We start from the raw sequence: 19,269 nt of genomic DNA on the forward strand, positions 1-19,269 counted from the left end.
AAATCGTCTGAAACCAAAATATGCGGTTCTATTTTTCCTTTAACTCTTTCAATTTTTCATATAAATACGGAACAGATTGAAAAGCATAGATCTTTTCCTGTACTTCCCCATTTTCCAATACAATCAGGCATGGTACACTTTCTATTTCAAATCGTCCCGCCATTTCAGGCAGGAAGTTCAAATTGGCTTTCCCCGATGGTAGATCAGGCAGGAGCTGTTCGACCACTGTCAGCATTTTGCTTGCTACCTGACAGGTTCCGCACATTGGTGTGTAAAAGTATAGGTACCCTGTTCGTTTTTCTTCAAGGAATGTTTCCATTTCAGTCCTGGTCAAGTCTTCCATCTAAGTCATCCTTTTTCTAAGTACTCTGCATGTACATCAATATTTGCGCCGATCAGAATAGTAGCAAGATGATTTTCCGGTGCTGTCGCCACTTCCCGGTACATTCTGTCAATATACAGATGGTTAGCCTCGGGAAATTCCCTTTTGAATTGCTTCCTCAGCTTTTCGCCAGATGCATCCGCGTCTACAAGGATATAGACTTCTTTATCAAAAAGCGAATCAATCAGCTCATCAAGCTTTGACACGCCAATCGTCCCATTCGTGCAGATAATTTCCACAGGCTCCTTCAGTACGGTCTGTACTTTCTTTTTGTCTGACGAACCTTCTACTATGATCACCTTGTGATTTTCGTCCATCGCCATAACCACCTATGCACCAGAGAATAATTACTTATCAACATTATAAACATTAGTAAACAAATTGTGCTGTTTACTCGTGTAATTCCATTGTTACTGTTTCAAAGGAAGATTGCAAAGATTTTAGTACATTGAACTTTGTCAGATCGGAAAAGGAATTCGTCCCTGCATTGATTCTATTCCTGCCATCCAAAAAAACAGCGGCCAGGCTGGCCGCTGTTCATTCTTTTAGCACCAGCCACCTTCATCACAATCAGTATACCGGGGCTCTGATTGGTCCGGCACTGATACATGCTGGTAGATCTTATTCTGTTCAGATGCATAGTGATGTTTGAGTTCAAGCTGGATGCCCTCCGGAAGCTTGATGTTCCCGATTGGTTCATTCTCCAGATAAAGCTGAATCTGGCCATTTTTCAGTTTTCCTGTTACCCTGTCTGTGACATCGATTTTCTGCTGTTTCAGTGTCATGATTTTTCCACCCTTTTTAGAAGTCGTTAACCTTAGTTTGTCCGAAGTCATGGAATGAAGTGATGGAAAAATGAAGGAGTTTTTCATGATATGAAATTAAAAAACGCCTTGATAGCTCAAGGCGTCGGCGAAGCTTATTCTTTGATCATTTCTTCATATTGTTCAGGAGTCATCAGCTTTTCTACTTCATTGCTGTCTGTCAGTTCGACTGTAATCATCCATGCCTTCTCATATGGAGATTCGTTGACGAATTCAGGGCTGTCGTTTAGCTCTTCGTTAATTTCCACTACCTTGCCGCTTACTGGCGCATATAGCTCAGAAACAGTTTTTACGGATTCTACACTTCCGAATGGCTGGTCAAGGCTGATTTCGTCTCCTACTTCAGGAAGTTCGACGAAAACGATATCGCCAAGTTCAGATTGAGCAAAATCAGTGATACCGATGCGAACCTTTTCTCCTTCAACTTTTACCCATTCGTGTTCTTTAGAGTAACGTAATTCATTTGGTATACTCATTAACTATCCCTCCAATTGTATATCTCTATCGATTAATATCGATGGGACCAAAATTACAGCCATGCTTTTTCATACTCAACTTCTTTGAAACCAACGGTCACTTTTTCGCCATCTGTCATCAGCGGGCGTTTGATGAGCATGCCGTCTGATGCAAGCAGTTCCAGCAGCTCACTTTTTGATGCTGTCTTAATTTTGTCTTTCATCCCTAATTCCCGATACTTTTGGCCGCTTGTATTGAAAAATTTCTTGATATCAAGGCCGCTTTTTTTCAGCATTTCTTCAAGCTGGGATTGGGAAGGCGGGTTTTCGACAATATGTACTTCGGTATAGTCCACATCATGCTGGTCCAGCCATTTCTTCGCATTCCTGCATGTACCACATTTTGGGTACCAATAAAACGTCTTTTCCATGATTTCACCACCCTCTGCTAGTATCCCATTTATTAAACCCTCTAAACGGATAGTAACATATTATCGAGGTGAAATACTATCATTCAGTGCCTGATTAGCCCTTTAATTTTAACATCCTTTTATTAAATTCAACAATGTTTGCAAAAATCCTTCCTCTTAAAAAAATTAGCAAAAACACTCCTCCCGGAATGGAGAGGAGTGTTCGGCTAAACCAGTTATTAAACGGTAAAGCGTTCTGCTTCGATCAGCTTTTCAGATGCTTCACGTTTCTTCGCGATCACATTGATTGGAGTGTGTCTTGTGAACTTGCGCAATGCGGAAGTCAACATGCGAAGCGCATCTCCCTCTTCTGTTGCCACAAGAGTTTCTTTTGCGTCACGCTCAATTTCATTGAATGCTTCCTGGCAGAAGATTTGTGTGTAAAGAAGCTTTTGCTTGCTCTTCTCCACTCCATCTTTTGCGATTGCTTTTTCAGTACGCAGAACAGCAGATTCCATTGAATACGCATTTGAGATGATATCCGCGATGTTGACGAGGATCTCCTGCTCTTTTTCCAATGCTTTGCCGAACTTCTGTGCAGCTAATCCAGCTGCAAGCAAGCCGATTTTCTTCGCGTTCTTAACTAGGTATTTTTCCTGTGCCAATGGCTCATCGCCTGGCTCTTCAGGCATAAGCATCATAAGCTCTTCCTGAAGCTGTTGAGCTTTTTGCAATAATGGAAGCTCGCCCTTCATTGCCTTACGCAGGAATGTTCCTGGTACCAACAGGCGGTTGATTTCGTTCGTTCCTTCAAAAATACGGTTGATTCTTGAATCACGGTAAGCTCTTTCGATTTCATACTCTTGCATGAAGCCGTATCCACCGTGGATCTGAACGCCTTCATCAACAACATAGTCAAGTGTTTCAGTTGCGAATACTTTGTTCATTGAACACTCAATTGCATATTCAGCGATTGAATCTGCAACGGCTTTGCCGTTGTTTATTTCTTCTTCTGACAGCTGGTTCATTCTTTCCTCGAACAGGCCTACTGTACGGTATACAGAGCTTTCAGTTGCATAGATTTTGGAAGCCATTGTCGCAAGCTTCTCTTTTGTAAGGTTGAATTGGGAAATCGGTGTCTTGAACTGCTGGCGCTGGTTCGCATATTTTACTGTCAGACCGAATGCCTGCTTTGCACCGCCAGTTGCGCCTACTCCCAACTTATAACGGCCGATGTTCAGGATATTGAAGGCGATAAGATGGCCTTTTCCTGCTTCACCAAGAAGGTTTTCCACAGGTACTTGAGCATCTTCAAGAATCAAGGTACGTGTTGAAGAGCTCTTGATTCCCATTTTCTTTTCTTCTGCGCCTACTGATACGCCTGGATATTCTCTTTCAACGATGAAAGCTGTGAATTGTTCGCCGTCGATCTTTGCATAGACAACGAATACATCCGCAAAACCAGCGTTTGTAATCCATTGCTTTTCTCCATTAAGGACGTAGTGAGTGCCTTCAGCATTCAGTTTAGCTGTTGTCTTTGCACCCAATGCGTCTGATCCTGAACCTGGCTCAGTAAGTGCATAGGCTGCAAGCTTTTCACCAGTTGCCAGTACAGGAAGATATTTTTGCTTCTGTTCTTCATTACCGAAAAGAACGATTGGCAAGGACCCAATTCCTACGTGTGCACCATGGGAGATTGAGAAGCCGCCTGCAACTGCCATCTTCTCAGCGATCAAAGCTGAGCTGATTTTATCAAGGCTCAAGCCGCCATACTCCTCAGGAACGTCTGCTCCAAGAAGGCCAAGTTCTCCGGCTTCCTTCAATAGTTTTACAGTACGGTCGAACTCGTGCTGCTCGATATATTCAACCTGAGGCAACACTTCGTTTGTAACGAAATCCTCAGTGGTTTTGGCAATCATTTTGTGCTCATCTGTGTAATCCTCTGGAGTGAAAACATGGTCATATGATACATCTTCGATTAAGAAGCTTCCGCCTTTTACAAGCTTTTCTGTTTGGTTACCCATTTAATGTTCCTCCTATCCATTTTGGGGAGGGGTCCAACCCCTCCAATTTTTATTTTATAAAAGCTCAAAAACTCCAGCTGCTCCCATGCCGCCGCCGATACACATCGTGACGACACCGAATTGCTCATTTCTGCGTTTCATTTCGTGGATTACTGTCAAAGTCAATTTGGCGCCAGTTGTTCCAAGCGGGTGGCCCAATGCGATCGCTCCGCCGTTAACGTTGACCTTATCTTCATCAAGGCCTAGCTCACGGATGACCTGGATGGATTGGGAAGCAAATGCTTCGTTCAGTTCGAAGACACCAATGTCAGAAACCTGCAGTCCAGCAAGCTTCAATGCTTTTGGGATTGCCACGACAGGACCGATCCCCATGATTTCGGGCGGCACTCCGCCAAGTGCGAATGAACGGAATTTAGCAAGTGGTTTCAACCCTAGTGATTCAGCCTTTTCACGGTCCATGACCATGACAGCCGCTGCTCCGTCACTTGTCTGTGAGGAGTTTCCTGCAGTTACTGTGCCCTTGATATTGAATGCCGGGCGCAGTTTCGCAAGTGTTTCCATGTTAGTGTCAGGGCGTACGCCTTCATCCTGTTTGAATTGGATTGTCTTTTCGACGAGCTTATTGTCTTTTCCTACTGTGCGTAGTGTTACGTCAACAGGAACGATTTCTTCATCGAATTTGCCTTCCTGGATTGCTTTTGCTGCGCGCTGATGGCTTCTAACTGCAAAAGCGTCCTGATCTTCACGGGAGATACCGTATTTTTTCGCTACCTCCTCAGCTGTATGGCCCATTCCCATATAATATTGCGGAGCCGTTTCAGCAAGCTTCGAGTTTGGACGGACGACATGGCCCATCATGGGTACCAGGCTCATTGATTCCGCACCGCCGGCAATGATTGTGTCTGCATGGCCAAGCATGATGCGCTCGGATGCATTCGCAATCGCCTGCAGCCCTGAAGAACAATAACGGTTGATTGTGATCGCCGGCACTTCATGTGACAGGCCGGCCAGTGCGCCGATATTACGCGCCATATTCAACCCCTGCTCTGCCTCTGGCATAGCACAGCCGATGATCAAATCATCAATATTCCCTTCATAATTGCCTGCGCGCTTTAGAGTTTCTCTTACTACAAGAGCTCCAAGATCATCAGGCCGGACGTTAGCAAGAGTTCCTTTTTTCGCTTTTCCGACCGGTGTCCTTGCTCCGGCTACGATTACCGCTTCTCTCATCTCATTCCCTCTCTTTCCTTGGATGTTAAAATTTATTTCACTGTCAAACTATCAATCTATTAATTGCGCAATGGTTTTCCTTTTACGAGCATATGCTGCATGCGCTGCTGTGATTTCGGTTCTGCCACCAGGCTCAGGAACGCTTCCCTTTCAAGATCAAGCAAGTATTGCTCATCGACTTCGGTTCCGTACGGCACTTTTCCGCCGGAGATGACATACGCGAGCTTCTTTGCGATCTTCAGGTCATGTTCTGAAATGTATCCGGACAGGTGCATCGTTTGAGCACCCAGAAGCAGGGTTGCATATCCCGGCTCTCCGGTGACAGGCACTTTCTTTCTAACAGGTGCTTTATAGCCGCTTTCATATAAGTTCAATGCAGCCTGTTTCGCATCATACAATAAGTGGTCGCTGTTGACACTGATGCCTTCTGCTTCATTCAGGAAGTTATTTTCACGTGCTTCTTCACCTGAAGTGGAGACCTTAGCCATCGCGATTGTTTCGAATACTTTGTTCGCAACCTTTTGAAGATCGAAATCGACGCCTTTTGGCAGGCCTTCAAGGTGCTTGATGTAAAGCTCTTTGTTTCCTCCGCCGCCAGGGATCAAGCCAACGCCTGCTTCGACAAGACCCATGTACGTTTCCATAGACGCCTGGATATGCGCTGCCGGCAAGCACATTTCAGCTCCGCCTCCGAGTGTCATTCCGAATGGAGCAGCGACAACTGGCTTGGAGCTGTATTTGATTTTCATCGTCGTCTGCTGGAATTGGCGGACGACCATATCAAGATCCCAAATGTTATCGTCTTGCGCTTCCATCAGGATCATCGCCAGGTTCGCACCAACCGAGAAGTTTTTGCCCTGGTTGCCGATGACAAGTCCTTTGTAGTTCTTTTCCACTTCATCGATCGCGAAGTTGATCATCTGAAGGATGTCAGGCCCGATTGAGTTGCTGTGAGAATGGAATTCCAGAAGGGCGATACCGTCGCCAAGGTCGATCAGGCTTGCGCCGCCATTCTTTTTGATGACACCGTTTCGCTTTTTCAGAAGCTTCAGGTTGATTGCCTTTGGATTTTCCTCTACAGCTACGTATTCACCATTGTGGTAATAGCTCAGTCTGCCATCCTCTTCCTTATAGAAAGAAGTAAAGCCTTTTTCGACCATTTCTTTTACCCATGCAGGAACGGTCTTGCCTTCAGACTCCATTTTGCTGATTGCCTTTTCGACACCAAGTGCATCCCATGCTTCGAAAGGTCCCATTTCCCAGCCGAAGCCCCACTTCATTGCACGGTCCACTGCGACGATATCGTCAGCTATCGTGCCGAGCAGTTCAGCTGAGTAAACAAGTACCGGACTGAAAATATTCCATAAAAGCTCTCCCGCACGGTCTTTCGCATAAACAAGCGCTTTCATTTTATTGCCAAGGCCTTTTTCCTGCTTCGCCATTTCAGTAGACGCTGTTTTTAGTTTTTTACGTGGTCCGTATTCCAAAGTCTGCGGATCCAGTTCAAGGATCTCCTTGCCTTGCTTCAGGAAGAACCCTTGACCTGACTTGCTGCCAAGCCAGCCGTTCTCGAGCATCTTCTTCATGAACTCAGGTACTTCAAAGACTTCCTTTTCTTCTCCTTCAACCTGGTCATACACGTTTTTCGCTACATGTGCGAAGGTATCAAGACCAACTACATCCAGTGTGCGGAATGTTGCGCTTTTTGGGCGGCCAATCATTGGTCCAGTCACGGAGTCAACTTCACCGACACTGTATCCGCCTTTGACCATTTCCCTTACTGTCACAAGCAATCCGTAAGTGCCGATTCGGTTGGCGATGAAGTTAGGAGTATCTTTCGCTTCAACAACACCTTTACCAAGCTGGTCTTCACCGAACGTTTTCATGAACGAAAGGACTTCAGGGTCCGTATCTTTAGTAGGAATCACTTCAAGCAGCTTCAGGTAGCGCGGGGGGTTGAAGAAGTGCGTTCCAAGGAAATGCTTCCTGAAATCTTCAGAGCGTCCTTCAGCCATTGCCTCGACAGAAATCCCTGAGGTGTTCGAGCTGATGATGCTTCCCTGTTTGCGGTATTTATCTACATCTGTAAAGACTTTCTTTTTAATATTAAGATTTTCAACGACTACTTCGATTACCCAGTCAACATCTTTGAGTTTTTCCATATCATCTTCAAAGTTGCCCGCTTCAATTAGAGCAAGATTCTTTTTGGAGGCCAAAGGTGCCGGCTTCTGCTTCAATAACTTCTGCAAAGCTCCTGCACTGATCCGGTTGCGCACCTGTTTATCTTCTAGTGTCAGGCCTTTCGCTTTTTCCAGTTCCGTTAATTCCCGAGGTACAATGTCCAGCAGCAATGTCGGAATCCCGATGTTAGCCAGATGTGCGGCAATTCCTGATCCCATGACACCTGAACCAAGCACCGCTGCCTTTTGAATTTGTCGCATCAATTTTGTCTCCCCCTTTGACTCTTTTTGAATGAATACTCATTCATTTTTGCACCAAAAAAAATATGCATATAAATGAGCTCTGTTAATTACTACTATAAAATATTTATAAAATTTCCGCAATAATAAGGTGCGGAAAAAAGAAAATTTTTTGAATCTTTAATCCATATGCTTATTTTTTCAGACTTGGGCAATCTATAAAGGCGGTACTTTTATCATTGAAAACACGGAGGTATAAACATGGCAAGAATGAAAAAGGATCCATCAAAGGCTGGGGTCAGTGCGGCAAGCGTGAAAGGCGATGCAGGCCCGTCAATGGGTAAGGGCGGAGAAAGAAAACAAAACAGCCAGAACAGCCAGTATAAAAAATAAAAGCGTAAGCGCATCACGAACGCTGGAGCTGGATTAAAAAACAGGCTGACATTGTCAGCCTGTGATTTATTTCTTGAGCATTCCTTTTAACACAAATGCAACGTTCGCCGGGCGTTCTGCAAGGCGGCGCATGAAATAACCGTACCAGTCAGTTCCGAATGGAACATACACGCGCATTGTATAGCCTTCTTCGGCCAACTGCAGCTGCCTTTCGGGCATGATTCCAAATAGCATCTGGAACTCGAATTGGCTTTTCGGGATATTGTTCGCCTTCGCGAATTCCTTCGTGAAGTTGATGATATTGTCATCGTGTGAGGCAACTGCTGTGTAATTGCCATTCAGCATATGCATCTGGATGATCTTCTTGAAGTTCTCGTCTACATCCTTCTTCTCAGGGAAAGCAACTTCCGGAGATTCTTTGTAGGCTCCCTTGACAAGACGGAGATTCGGTGAGTATTGATTCAACTCCTCAATATCTTTTTCTGTCCTGTAAAGATATGCCTGGATGACTGTGCCGATGTTGTCATATTCGGACTTCAGCTGCTTGAAAATATCCAATGTCTTCTGGCAGCGTTCGAAATCCTCCATGTCGATGGTCACAAATACATTATTCTCTTTGGCTGTATCCATGATGCGGCGCATATTGTTCATGACAACTTTTTCGGAAATATCAAAGCCAAGCGAAGTCATTTTGACGCTCATCTGGCTATTTAATTTTTCGCGGCCGATTGCTTTGATCATCGCAATTGAACTTTCCGCTCTCTCGTTCGCTTCTTTTTCATTGTCGACGAATTCGCCAAGGAAATCGACGGTTGCCGCAAGATTTTTGCTGTTGAGTTCTTTGATGACTGCCACTGACTGCTCGACCGTTTCACCGGAAACGAAGCGCTTTGCACCTAAGCGCAGGCCGTATTTCTTCGCCATCTTGGTGAAAAATTTATTTTTCGATAGAAAAAGAAAGAAGTTCCTCATTAATTGTTCCATAGCTTTTCCTCCCCTTAATGAAAACGATTACAACACCCTTTAAAAAAATTGCTTCATCTATATCTATTTTGCAAAATCATTTTATCACTTTTTTATAACTTTGAATATTACTTTCGTAGGAAAATGTTCTTTTTTGGCGAATCTTGTCCGGTATACTTTATTTCGCCCCGGGAACGATAATATCCGTAGGAATGACATAAAACAGGAGGTTCGATTATGCAGCAGCAAAACATGAATTTTCAGGGCCAGCAGCAAGGGATCATGCAGACGCCGCCATCCGTTGTATCCACCAAAGACTCTTTATACCTAACAGATATGCTTTCATGGAATTTACTTGCCATGAAAAAAGCACATTTCTTTGCACAACAATGCCAGGATCAGGAGCTTAAGATGGAAATCGAGAAGTGCGGCCAAATGCATCAGAAGCATTACCAGAAGATTCTTACACACCTGAACAGCCAGCAAAACCAGGCCATTTCCCAGACACCGGGAATGCAATAAATCCAACTAGACAGGAGGAAAAGCGGATGAACCAGAATCAGCAGAAAATCCAGAATCCAGAAACCCAGGTGCAGAAGACACCGCAGATGAATGACCGTGATTTTGTTAACGATATCTTAACTACTGAAAAATACATGACACGTGGGTATGATACTGCATTAAATGAATTGAGCCACGACCAGCTTTATCAGGATGTACTAGCTATTTACAACGAAACTGCCAATGCCCAGCGCAGCCTTTATAACCTGATGTTCAAAAATGGCTGGTACGGTGTGGAAGCCGCAGACGCACAAAAGCTTCAGCAATCTCATCAGCAATTTCAGGGTTACAGTAATCAATTCCCATATGGCGGCCAGCAGCTTCAGTAAGTGCATATATGTGTTAATCACCGAACCGGGCAAAAATGTCCGGTTTTATTTAGTTTTTTTGTGTCTTCTTTTCACCTAAGGCAAATATCGATACCTATGAAGGAATTTTCCACACAAAAAAACCACCTCTCCTGGAGATGGTTCCTTCGCTATTTCTTGCGGTTACGCTCATTCAATTCCTTGATTTCCGAAATCACATTCTTGATCTGCTCTTTGGCCTCCGGATATTCCGCGTTCCAGTGCTTGGCCAGCGGAGGCATTGACTTCGCGATATGGCCGTACAGAATCCATGATTTTACCTTTTGAATGTTTTCATCTGTGGCTTCTCCGACCAGAAGTTCAGTATACTTTTCTAATAATCCATTGATTTGTTCATTCAAATTATTCTCCATCACCCTACTCCTTTTTTACCCCGCCGCATGCTCGGGGACAAGTTTTGCAGAAACCGCCTTTTTCTTTTAGCCTGTAGCTGTAGCAACAGGTTTTGCGCACCCTGATATATGAATCGAAATCTTCCTGATAGATGGGTTCAGTGTAATATTTTGCAATTGGGTTTTTATAATACCTTCCGAATAGTCTGCCGGGTGCTGACTCAACCAAAAAGGCAAAGTCCTCTTCTGCCCTCACCCTGACATCAGGGTCACCAGATTCATTCAGTATTTTTTCATAAAGCCAGAAGATATAGACCGCTACATTTTCCCAGAGCACCAGCTTTGAGATGTTTGCGGATTTCGAGATGGCATCCATGACAGGAAACAGATTATCGACAAACAAGTGCCTTACTGCTTCCATCCGCCACTTTTCCCGGTCCTTGTCCGGACATACTTCGGCAATCTTGCTTCTCAGATAAAACTCGGGCAGCCATAATCCATCCTTGATGGCATCAGCCAGGATAATATTTTCAGGAGAGACATCGAGCTTTTTGTTAAAAGCGCTCATTGAATATAAGTAGAGAACTGCGAGAAAAGCATGCCTTTTCATAAAAACCGATGCCGCCGTCTTCATATCTGGTGCCTTTAGCCCTTTATTGAACCTGTTCAAATAAACACCCATAGCAGCTTCATCCATGAAAGGCCTGAAGTCGATCTGAACCTCCTGCTCGGGTTCAGCAACAACAAAACGATAATTCGCAAGAATAGCTATTTCATTTGGGGTTAATTCAGCCTTCATGTCGTTGCTCCTGCCCCAACCTTTAGGATACGGCGGCCTTTACCATGTGGAATGCATAATGGCGTACCGAAAAGCGGATCGATCGTGACTTCGCAATCCATACCAAAAACATGCTTCACAAGACCGCAGTTAATGACAATTTCCGGCTTTCCCTGGTCAAAAATATTCTGGTCCTTGATCGCAACGATATTATGGGCATACCTGCAGGCAAGGTTCAGGTCATGCAAAACCATGACAATCGTTCTGCCTTCATTTTCATTCAACTCATAAAGCAAATCAAGAATTTCGATTTGATGCGTCATGTCCAGATATGTTGTTGGTTCGTCGAGAAGGATAATGTCTGTATCCTGGGCAAGGGTCATCGCAATCCAGGCACGCTGCCGCTGTCCCCCGGACAATGAATCGACTGTACGGTCCTTAAGATGTTCGATGCCCGTCGCTTTTAACGCGTTGTTGACACTCTTTTCATCTTCTTCGGACCATTGCTTCAGCCATGTCTGGTAAGGATATCTGCCTTGTTTGACAAGCTGCAGGACCGTTAACCCTTCTGGCGCGACAGGAGATTGGGGAAGGATGGCCATTTTCCGGGCAACTTCCTTTGTTGACAGCTTCGCGATCGATTCTCCTTCAAGCAGGATGGATCCTTCCCTAGGCTTAAGAAGTCTCGCGATCGAACGGAGCAAGGTCGACTTGCCGCAGCCATTGCCTCCTATAAAAACAGTAATCTCTCCTTTGGGAATTTGAATGTCTAACTCATTTATAATGATCGAATCTCCATAGGAGAGCGTCAGTTTTTCCGTTTCGATAGCCTGGGTCATGTCCATTCCCCTTTCTGTCAGGTTTAAGAATTTCTTGTTTTATATAGCAGATAGATAAAATACGGTGCGCCGATTCCGGCGGTAAATACGCCTGCGGGGACCTCTAATGGCGAAAACATCGTACGTCCGATCAAATCAGCGAGCATGACCAAGATACCGCCAATAAGAGCTGATACCGGCAAAAGTGCCCCGAATGCCGAGCCGACAAGCCTTCTCGCCATATGCGGCGCCATCAGGCCGACGAAACCGATTCCTCCGGCAAAAGCGACCGAGCTGGCTATTAACGCAGTGCTGACTAGCAAAAGTGCAAAACGCTGCCGCTGGACATGTCCCCCGACACCTGTGGCTATATCTTCCCCTAATTCCTGTACGTTCACATTTCTGGCAAGGATGAAGGCAATCAAGAGCATCATGACTGTCCAGGGTACGAGCACGGCAACATTTCCCCATGTCGATCCATACACCGTGCCGGTGATCCAGATATTCGCCTGGCTGGCACGATAGATCGGTCCCATGATCATCATCAGTGTGGTCAAAGCCTGCATCATCGCGGAAATCCCGATTCCAATCAAGACGAGGCGCACAGGTGATACTCCATTTTTCCAGGAAAGAAAATACACCAGGAAGGCGACGCTCGCGGCACCAGTAAATGCAGCAACCGGCATCCATTCTATACTTACTGTCAAAGCATTGTTATCATCACTGAAAATAGCCAAAAACCCAACAACGGCTACAGAAGCTCCTCCGGTGATCCCTAGAATATCAGGTGAAGCAAGCGGATTCCGGATCATCCCCTGAAGAAGCCCTCCCGCAACGGCCAAACTGATCCCAACCATAAGAGCAACGATAATTCTCGGAAGACGGAACGACTGCACGACCAGCCTCTCCATATCGCTTCCCCCACCAAAAAACACAGCAATCACGCTGATTGGGCTTATATCCATATCGCCCAGTCCAGTACTGATGACAAACACGGCAAATGCGGTAATCAGCAGACCAAGAAAAATCGCAGCGGCCTTTTTATCGATCAAAAAAGATAATTTATCTTTGAAAAGTCTTAAACTCTTATACTGGCTCATTTCCCATTGAACCCCTTTCTCGCAATAAAAATGAAAAATGGAGTTCCAATCATCGCCGTCATCACGCCAACAGGGATTTCCTGAGGCGTTAGCACATATCGGGCAGCGATATCCGCCGCCAGTAGCAGCATCCCGCCAAAAATCGCCGAGAAAGGAATGACCCAGCGATGGTCAATCCCAACCACCCCTCTCGTCAAGTGAGGGATCACAATCCCAATGAAGCCAATTGGTCCAGCCACCGCGACAGCACCGCCCGATAAGAGGACAATGATTACCCCTGCGCCAAGCTTTACAAAGCCGGTATTCAAACCAAGTCCCCTGGCCACATCCTCACCCATTGACAGGATATTCATTTTCGCGGAAATCAGAATAGCCGCAATCCAGCCGATTGCCAGATACGGCAGGACACCGATGAGTGTTTCCAGCTTCCGTCCCTGGACAGAGCCCGCCAGCCAGTATAGCACCTGTTCGAGTGCAGCCTCATCCAATACGAGCAAGCCCTGGGTGAACGATGAAAACATTGCGCTCATCGCAGCGCCTGCAAGTGTCAATTTCATTGGTGTCAACCCTTCACGTCCTGCCGAACCAATGACATAGACGCTGACAGCCGCAAGAGCAGCACCTAAGAAGGAAATCCATGCAAAAGCCTGCAGGCTGCCGACTGAAAAAATCGTCACAGCCACTACAACTGCAAAGCCCGCCCCTGCATTCACACCGAAAATACCAGGTGATGCAAGCGGGTTTTTCGTCAATGTCTGCATCAGGACACCCGCAATCGCCAGGCTTGCACCGACTGCTGCAGCAATCAGCGCCCGTGGCAGCCGAACTGATTGAATAATAATATGTTCATTTGATCCATCATAGTTGGTGAAAGCATCAAAAGCAGTTCCCCATGAAGTATCAGTATATCCGTAAACGATACTCGCACATATTAATAAGACTATTAAGATGATGGCGGCCATGAGTCCCGCCAATCTTTGACCATTGGTTTTCAGCAGCATAATGATTTAACCTTTCTTGTTTACATTGTTGCTTCCTAAAGAAGCGGCCATTTATAAAAGTTGCTTATATTGTTTATTTACTGTAAGTGAAATCAGCTCTATTTTCATCATTTGAAAAGAACTATTCACAAAAATGTCATTGATGATGAAAATCATTATCAATTATGATTGACAACCTCTCCTCTTGCATTTTATCATAAGGATGCGGTAATTGAAAATGATTATCAATAACATTTAGGAGGAAATACATATGAATGCTAAGAAACACCTGCTTATTCTTATCAGCATTTTCACCATCCTGCTTTTGGCGGCATGCGGGACAGATGAGGATCAGGCGAAAGATACAGCTAAAAAGCCAAAAGAAAAAGAAGAACGCTATACCGTGGAACACGCTATGGGTACGACTACCCTGGAAAAGACTCCTGAAAAGGTGGTCATCCTGACAAATGAAGGTACGGAAGCACTTCTTGCCCTTGGAGTCACTCCTGTTGGTGCTGTCCAATCATGGACTGGTGATCCCTGGTATGGACATATCGCTGATGATATGAAGGATGTCAAAGTTGTCGGTGTCGAGAGCCAGGTTAATGTAGAAGCAATCGCAGCACTTAAGCCAGACCTGATCATTGGCAATAAAATGCGCCAGGAAGATATTTATGAACAGCTAAAGGCGATTGCCCCTACCGTTTTTGCCGAGGACCTTCGCGGGAACTGGAAAAACAACTTTGAGCTTTATGCAAAAGCTGTGAACAAAGAAGAAAAGGGCAAGGAAGTACTAGCTGCCTATGACAAGCGTATTGAAGATCTAAAAGAAAAGCTTGGAGATAAAATAAATACGAAGGTTTCCATGGTCCGCTTCATGGCTGGAGATGTACGCATTTACCATAAGGACTCATTCTCTGGCGTGATCCTCGAACAAATTGGCTTGGCCCGTCCAGAAAGCCAGGATCAAGAAGACTTTGCTGAAAAAGGCGTAACCAAGGAACGGATTCCCGCAATGGACGGAGATATCCTGTTCTACTTCACATATGATGAAGGTGACGGCAAAGCAACTGAAGTTGAAAAGGAATGGATCGAGGACCCACTATTCAAAAACCTTGAAGTAGCGAAAAAAGGTGAAGTGTACAAAGTGGACGATGCGATTTGGAATACAGCTGGAGGTGTCATGGCTGCAAACCTGATGCTAGATGATCTTGAAAAACATATGTTGAAATAGACTCTTTTCTCAAACTTTGTTGATTTTGATTATAAAATAGGCCTTGAATAAAATCCCCCCAAGATTTTATTTAACTCCCCCCCACCCCATATATAAATCAGAAAACCCGCAATGATATGCGGGTTTTTCATTTTAACCGGCTTCCAATTTAACACAAAGCTGATGATTGAAGGTATCTCTAACAAAATTACACAAAGACTTTTCATATTCCTCCCAATTTCGGAAATGATAAACGTAAACCAAGATTGGCGGAGAGTGCAATGAGAAAGTTATTTAAGAAAAAACTGCTGGAAGATATCGAAAAAGAAGCCGCAAGACAGGATACCGAGGGCCAACAGCCTGAACAATATCTAAATGACCATGGCTGGGAAAATACGCTATATAAGTCGCACGATTACCAAAAGACCTTTTATGTGAACCAAAAAACAGGAAAGAAATTCTGTTTTTCTTTCATTTCCACTCTTGTGGATGAAAGCATCCTGCAGAATAATGCTCTCCCTGGCCTGCTTGAAGGTGATTTTTCAACCATTGAAGATGTCAAAAAGCTGGTTCCCGTCGCTGATGTCCAGGTATCGGACAAGAACGAGGATATTGAGGTTAAGCTCTTTAATGGATATGTGCTGTTGACTCTTGAAAATGAAGAGAAATACTTTGCATTCATTGCCGCACAGAAGGAAGTCGTTAGGGCAGTCGGAATGCCCGAAGTCGAGTTCAGTGTCATCGGGCCTAAGGAGTCATTTGTTGAGTCCATCGACCAGAATTTAAATATGATCCGAAAAAGGATTCCTGTAAAAGAGTTGGTCATCGAAAAGTATACGGTTGGTTCGCTTTCAAAAAGCGGGATCGCCATCCTTTATATGGAGGACATTACGAACGAGACAAATGTTAATACGGTGATTCAGCGGATAAAGGATATCGAATTTGATGAAATTACGGACAGTTCCTATATTGTGCAATTGATTTCCGATAACCAGAATTCTCCTTTCCCTCAGCTGCTCGATACGGAAAGGCCTGACCGGATTGCGGCAGTACTCGCAGAAGGAAAAGTCGCGATCCTTGTTGACGGTTCACCACATGCGCTGATCGGTCCCACGACCCTGGTCGAATTTTTCGGGTCATTCGAAGACTACTTCCTGAATTATTTACTCTCTTCTTTTTTCCGGTTGGTCCGTTTGTTCGCTGTTGCCTTCTCGATTCTGATTACGCCGATTTATGTGGCAACCTTGTCGTATCACTATGAATTGATCCCGAAGGACCTGCTAAGTACATTGATCACTTCAAGAAGGGAAATTCCGCTCCCTCCTATCCTGGAAGCATTGTTCCTCGAGCTTACAATCGAACTCTTGCGTGAGGCGGGAGCCCGGCTGCCAACCAAGGTCGGCCAGACGATCGGTATCGTGGGCGGTATCGTTATCGGGACAGCTTCCGTTGAAGCCGGCCTTACAAGTAACGTCCTGTTGATCATTGTGGCGCTCGCCGCACTGGCGTCCTTTACAACACCTGTTTACCGGATGGGCAACACGATCAGGCTGCTTCGTTTTCCATTCCTGTTCTTCGCAGAGCTCTGGGGCTTGCTTGGAATCGTCGTTTCCTTTTCGTTCCTTCTGACCCATCTGCTTAGACTGACATCTCTGGGAAGGCCATTTTTGGAACCTCTTTACCCGCCCAGGGTCACTGATTTCAAGGATGCAATCATCCGATTGCCGTTTACGATGCAATACAATCGGCCACAATATTTGAGGACGAAAAATCCTGTCCGCTTCAGTGAGAAAAAGGCAAAGGAAAAAAAGGACATTGATGAATGAGAATTGGAGGTTTTTAAGTCATGCAGCAGCCAGTACCCGAAAGATTGCAAGTTTCACCCTTTCTCGTTCTCTATTTGATCATGTCCATGCAAATCGGCATCGGGGTACTGGGTTATCAGCGGATCATCGCAAAGGCTGCAGGCTATGATGCCTGGATATCCGTTATTGCTGCCGGCTTGAGTATCCATATCATCATCTGGATGATTTATAAAATTTGCGGGACAGTCGAAGGAGATATTGTTGCCGCGAACACATATGTGTTCGGCAAAAAAATCGGCAATCTGTTAAGCTCCGTATTCATTGTCTACCTGCTTATTTTTTCAATGGCTGTATTACGGACCTTTATTGAAGTCATCCAGGTCTGGATGTTTCCTGAAATCAGTACGTTCTGGTATAGCTTTGTGTTTTTGATTCTTTCTATCTATATCGTATTTGGAGGGTTTCGCACAGTAGCAGGCATTGCCTTTTTCTGCATTGTCCTGCCGAGTTATCTGCTGCTGACCTTCGGTTTCGCACTAAAATATGCAGAATTCCGGAACCTTCTGCCCATTTTCGATCATTCATTTAAAGAACTTGCAACGAGCGCCTATAATATGTCGTTGACCTATATCGGATTCGAGATCCCGCTTTTTTTCTATCCATTCATAAAAGATGCGCCGAAGTCACAAAAATGGGCACATCTTGGCGTTTTTTTGACGACAATGATCTATACAATCCTGGCCATCATTACATTCAGTTTTTTTTCGGAAGGCCAGCTCGCAAAATCCATTTGGGCCACGCTCGATATGTGGAAAATCGTCACGATGCCTTTCGTCGAAAGGTTTGAATACATCGGGATTGCCAACTGGAATTTGATCATCTTGCCGAATGTTTGCATTGCCCTTTGGGGTGGCAGCATGATTTTAAAACGGGCATTCAAGCTGCGGCAAAGAAAAGGCGTCATTATTCTTGCACTGATCTGTTTAATTGCGATCATGTTCTTTGACACTCGTGCCAAAATTAATCTTCTGAATGATTGGACAGCAAAAATCGGCTTCGCCATGACCTATGTTTATATCCCCTTTTTATTTATCGCCACATTGATCGCGAAGAAGGTGAAAAGTAAAAATGAGAATTAAAACGCTATTTCTGCTTACCGCTGCAGTGGTCATCCTTTCCGGTTGTGTCGAAAAAGAAATCATTGATGATGTCAATATTGAAATGGGTGTAGGTTATGATATGGTCGAGGATGGCAAAATTGAAGGAACTGTCATGATCCCCATTTTCAATCCTGATAAAAAAATTGGGAATTTCACTTATTCTGCCAGGGCTTCAAGCGGTATGGATCTCATCCAGGAGGTACAGCGGAAGTCTGCCCAGCCAATCGTCACCGGCTCACTGGAAATTGCCTTATTTGGAGAGGATATTGCCAAAAATGGCATCAGCGAGTATTCCGATGCTTTTCAGCGTGATGCCAGTATCGGCGCCGGGGTTTATTTTGCCGTAGCTCATGAGTCAGCAAAAAGCATTTTAACCGGTACATATGGAAACCGCGGGAACGCCGTCCACTTATCCCAACTGATTGAGCACAATATGAAAACCCGGAATCTCCCTGTCACAAATATGCATTTGTTTACCTTCGACTTTTTTCAGGAAGGAAAGGACCCTTACCTTCCCATCTTAAAAAGGGTGGAGCCTGAGATCGTTGATATCGTCGGGATTGCATTATTCAAAGGCGACCGGATGATAAGCGAACTTCCCCCTGAAAAAATGTTCTTTTTTAAGCTGCTGACAGATAAGTTCAGCGAAGGGTCTTTTAAGCTTTCCGTGGAAAATAAAAAAGCCGTTATAAAAGATCTGGATTCAAAACATAAAATAAAGCTGACAAAACGGGACCCTTATACCATCACAGTGGATATCAAAATTAAGGGCTTGATACGGGAATATACCGGGAATCTCGTAACACCAGCAATCATCAAAGATATCGAAAAGCAATTCGAAGCCCAGGTCAACAAAGAAGCCTCTTCGATGATTAAAGACTTTCAGGAAAAGGGCATTGACCCGGTTGGATTCGGCCAGTTCATTAAAACCCAAACGAGAGGCTTTGATTTTAAAAAATGGGAAGATGAATATAAAAATCTGACTGTGCATGTAAACACCGACGTCATCATTACAGAGGTAGGAATTATTGAATAAAAAGAGCAGGAATCGAT

General features: G+C 44.7%; 21 protein-coding genes. 7 read left to right on the plus strand and 14 right to left on the minus strand.

Annotated elements, in window-relative coordinates; genetic code table 11:
* Positions 1–28: 28 nt before the first annotated feature.
* The 8 genes from ACNAZ4_RS12015 to ACNAZ4_RS12050 all read right to left on the minus strand — a co-directional run bounded on the left by ACNAZ4_RS12015 (position 29) and on the right by ACNAZ4_RS12050 (position 7,766).
* The gene (locus ACNAZ4_RS12015; protein WP_415814695.1) at positions 29–343 is read right to left on the minus strand and encodes a thioredoxin family protein; all 315 of its coding nucleotides are present in this window, start codon (positions 341–343) and stop codon (positions 29–31) included.
* Positions 344–348: 5 nt separating this feature from the next.
* Positions 349–705 carry a toprim domain-containing protein gene (locus ACNAZ4_RS12020; protein ID WP_415814696.1) on the minus strand — a complete coding sequence of 119 codons (357 nt, stop codon included), beginning with the start codon at positions 703–705 and terminating at the stop codon, positions 349–351.
* A 222-nt stretch (positions 706–927) separates the two neighbouring features.
* Positions 928–1,167: a YusG family protein gene (locus ACNAZ4_RS12025; RefSeq protein WP_415814698.1), complete on the minus strand. Its 240-nt coding sequence runs from the start codon at positions 1,165–1,167 to the stop codon at positions 928–930.
* A 134-nt stretch (positions 1,168–1,301) separates the two neighbouring features.
* Positions 1,302–1,682 carry a glycine cleavage system protein GcvH gene (gene gcvH / locus ACNAZ4_RS12030; RefSeq protein ID WP_415814700.1) on the minus strand — a complete coding sequence of 127 codons (381 nt, stop codon included), beginning with the start codon at positions 1,680–1,682 and terminating at the stop codon, positions 1,302–1,304.
* A gap of 53 nt (positions 1,683–1,735) precedes the next feature.
* Positions 1,736–2,092 (minus strand): arsenate reductase family protein, encoded by a 357-nt coding sequence (locus tag ACNAZ4_RS12035; protein ID WP_415814701.1) that lies wholly within the window; start codon positions 2,090–2,092, stop codon positions 1,736–1,738.
* A 218-nt stretch (positions 2,093–2,310) separates the two neighbouring features.
* Positions 2,311–4,095: an acyl-CoA dehydrogenase family protein gene (locus ACNAZ4_RS12040; RefSeq protein WP_415814702.1), complete on the minus strand. Its 1,785-nt coding sequence runs from the start codon at positions 4,093–4,095 to the stop codon at positions 2,311–2,313.
* A 54-nt stretch (positions 4,096–4,149) separates the two neighbouring features.
* Positions 4,150–5,325, minus strand: a complete 1,176-nt coding sequence (locus ACNAZ4_RS12045) for an acetyl-CoA C-acetyltransferase (RefSeq protein ID WP_415814703.1) — start codon at positions 5,323–5,325, stop codon at positions 4,150–4,152.
* 59 nt (positions 5,326–5,384) lie between these two features.
* Positions 5,385–7,766, minus strand: a complete 2,382-nt coding sequence (locus ACNAZ4_RS12050; protein WP_415814916.1) for a 3-hydroxyacyl-CoA dehydrogenase/enoyl-CoA hydratase family protein — start codon at positions 7,764–7,766, stop codon at positions 5,385–5,387.
* Positions 7,767–8,006: 240 nt separating this feature from the next.
* Between ACNAZ4_RS12050 and ACNAZ4_RS12055 the strand changes: the two genes are divergently transcribed.
* Positions 8,007–8,138, plus strand: a complete 132-nt coding sequence (locus ACNAZ4_RS12055) for a YuzL family protein (protein ID WP_144478469.1) — start codon at positions 8,007–8,009, stop codon at positions 8,136–8,138.
* Between the two features lie 66 nt (positions 8,139–8,204).
* On the opposite strand, the gene ACNAZ4_RS12060 is transcribed toward ACNAZ4_RS12055, so the two are convergent.
* On the minus strand, positions 8,205–9,122 hold the full coding sequence (locus ACNAZ4_RS12060; RefSeq protein WP_415814705.1) for a proline dehydrogenase family protein: 918 nt from the start codon (positions 9,120–9,122) through the stop codon (positions 8,205–8,207).
* A 216-nt stretch (positions 9,123–9,338) separates the two neighbouring features.
* Here ACNAZ4_RS12060 and ACNAZ4_RS12065 point away from each other — a divergent pair, with 216 nt between their 5' ends.
* Positions 9,339–9,623 carry a hypothetical protein gene (locus tag ACNAZ4_RS12065; protein ID WP_415814706.1) on the plus strand — a complete coding sequence of 95 codons (285 nt, stop codon included), beginning with the start codon at positions 9,339–9,341 and terminating at the stop codon, positions 9,621–9,623.
* 26 nt (positions 9,624–9,649) lie between these two features.
* On the plus strand, positions 9,650–9,991 hold the full coding sequence (locus ACNAZ4_RS12070) for a spore coat protein (RefSeq protein WP_415814707.1): 342 nt from the start codon (positions 9,650–9,652) through the stop codon (positions 9,989–9,991).
* Between the two features lie 149 nt (positions 9,992–10,140).
* Here ACNAZ4_RS12070 and ACNAZ4_RS12075 read toward each other — a convergent pair whose 3' ends face one another.
* From ACNAZ4_RS12075 to ACNAZ4_RS12095, 5 genes are read right to left on the minus strand one after another with little or no spacing between them, the layout of a single operon-like run.
* Complete coding sequence (locus ACNAZ4_RS12075; RefSeq protein ID WP_415814708.1) at positions 10,141–10,383, minus strand: YusU family protein; 243 nt, start codon at positions 10,381–10,383, stop codon at positions 10,141–10,143.
* 4 nt (positions 10,384–10,387) lie between these two features.
* Positions 10,388–11,161 carry an IucA/IucC family C-terminal-domain containing protein gene (locus tag ACNAZ4_RS12080; protein WP_415814709.1) on the minus strand — a complete coding sequence of 258 codons (774 nt, stop codon included), beginning with the start codon at positions 11,159–11,161 and terminating at the stop codon, positions 10,388–10,390.
* A complete protein-coding gene (locus tag ACNAZ4_RS12085) occupies positions 11,158–11,979 on the minus strand; it encodes an ABC transporter ATP-binding protein (RefSeq protein ID WP_415814711.1) in 822 nt (273 codons plus the stop codon). The genes ACNAZ4_RS12080 and ACNAZ4_RS12085 overlap by 4 nt, the downstream gene beginning before the upstream one ends.
* 23 nt (positions 11,980–12,002) lie before the next feature.
* On the minus strand, positions 12,003–13,058 hold the full coding sequence (locus ACNAZ4_RS12090) for a FecCD family ABC transporter permease (RefSeq protein ID WP_415814712.1): 1,056 nt from the start codon (positions 13,056–13,058) through the stop codon (positions 12,003–12,005).
* Positions 13,055–14,059 (minus strand): FecCD family ABC transporter permease, encoded by a 1,005-nt coding sequence (locus ACNAZ4_RS12095; protein ID WP_415814714.1) that lies wholly within the window; start codon positions 14,057–14,059, stop codon positions 13,055–13,057. The genes ACNAZ4_RS12090 and ACNAZ4_RS12095 overlap by 4 nt, the downstream gene beginning before the upstream one ends.
* Before the next feature lie 250 nt (positions 14,060–14,309).
* Between ACNAZ4_RS12095 and ACNAZ4_RS12100 the strand changes: the two genes are divergently transcribed.
* The 4 genes from ACNAZ4_RS12100 to ACNAZ4_RS12115 all read left to right on the plus strand — a co-directional run bounded on the left by ACNAZ4_RS12100 (position 14,310) and on the right by ACNAZ4_RS12115 (position 19,252).
* On the plus strand, positions 14,310–15,272 hold the full coding sequence (locus ACNAZ4_RS12100; protein WP_415814715.1) for an ABC transporter substrate-binding protein: 963 nt from the start codon (positions 14,310–14,312) through the stop codon (positions 15,270–15,272).
* Positions 15,273–15,532: 260 nt separating this feature from the next.
* The gene (locus ACNAZ4_RS12105; protein WP_415814717.1) at positions 15,533–17,077 is read left to right on the plus strand and encodes a spore germination protein; all 1,545 of its coding nucleotides are present in this window, start codon (positions 15,533–15,535) and stop codon (positions 17,075–17,077) included.
* Positions 17,078–17,097: 20 nt separating this feature from the next.
* Entirely contained in the window at positions 17,098–18,195 is a 1,098-nt protein-coding gene (locus ACNAZ4_RS12110; protein WP_415814718.1) for a GerAB/ArcD/ProY family transporter, read from the plus strand.
* Positions 18,185–19,252, plus strand: coding sequence for a Ger(x)C family spore germination protein (locus ACNAZ4_RS12115; protein ID WP_415814720.1), 1,068 nt, complete (start codon positions 18,185–18,187; stop codon positions 19,250–19,252). Before ACNAZ4_RS12110 ends, ACNAZ4_RS12115 begins: the two co-directional genes overlap by 11 nt.
* Positions 19,253–19,269 lie beyond the last annotated feature (17 nt).

The sequence above is a fragment of the Mesobacillus thioparans genome, from assembly GCF_965138835.1.
Taxonomy (GTDB): domain Bacteria; phylum Bacillota; class Bacilli; order Bacillales; family Cytobacillaceae; genus Mesobacillus; species Mesobacillus thioparans.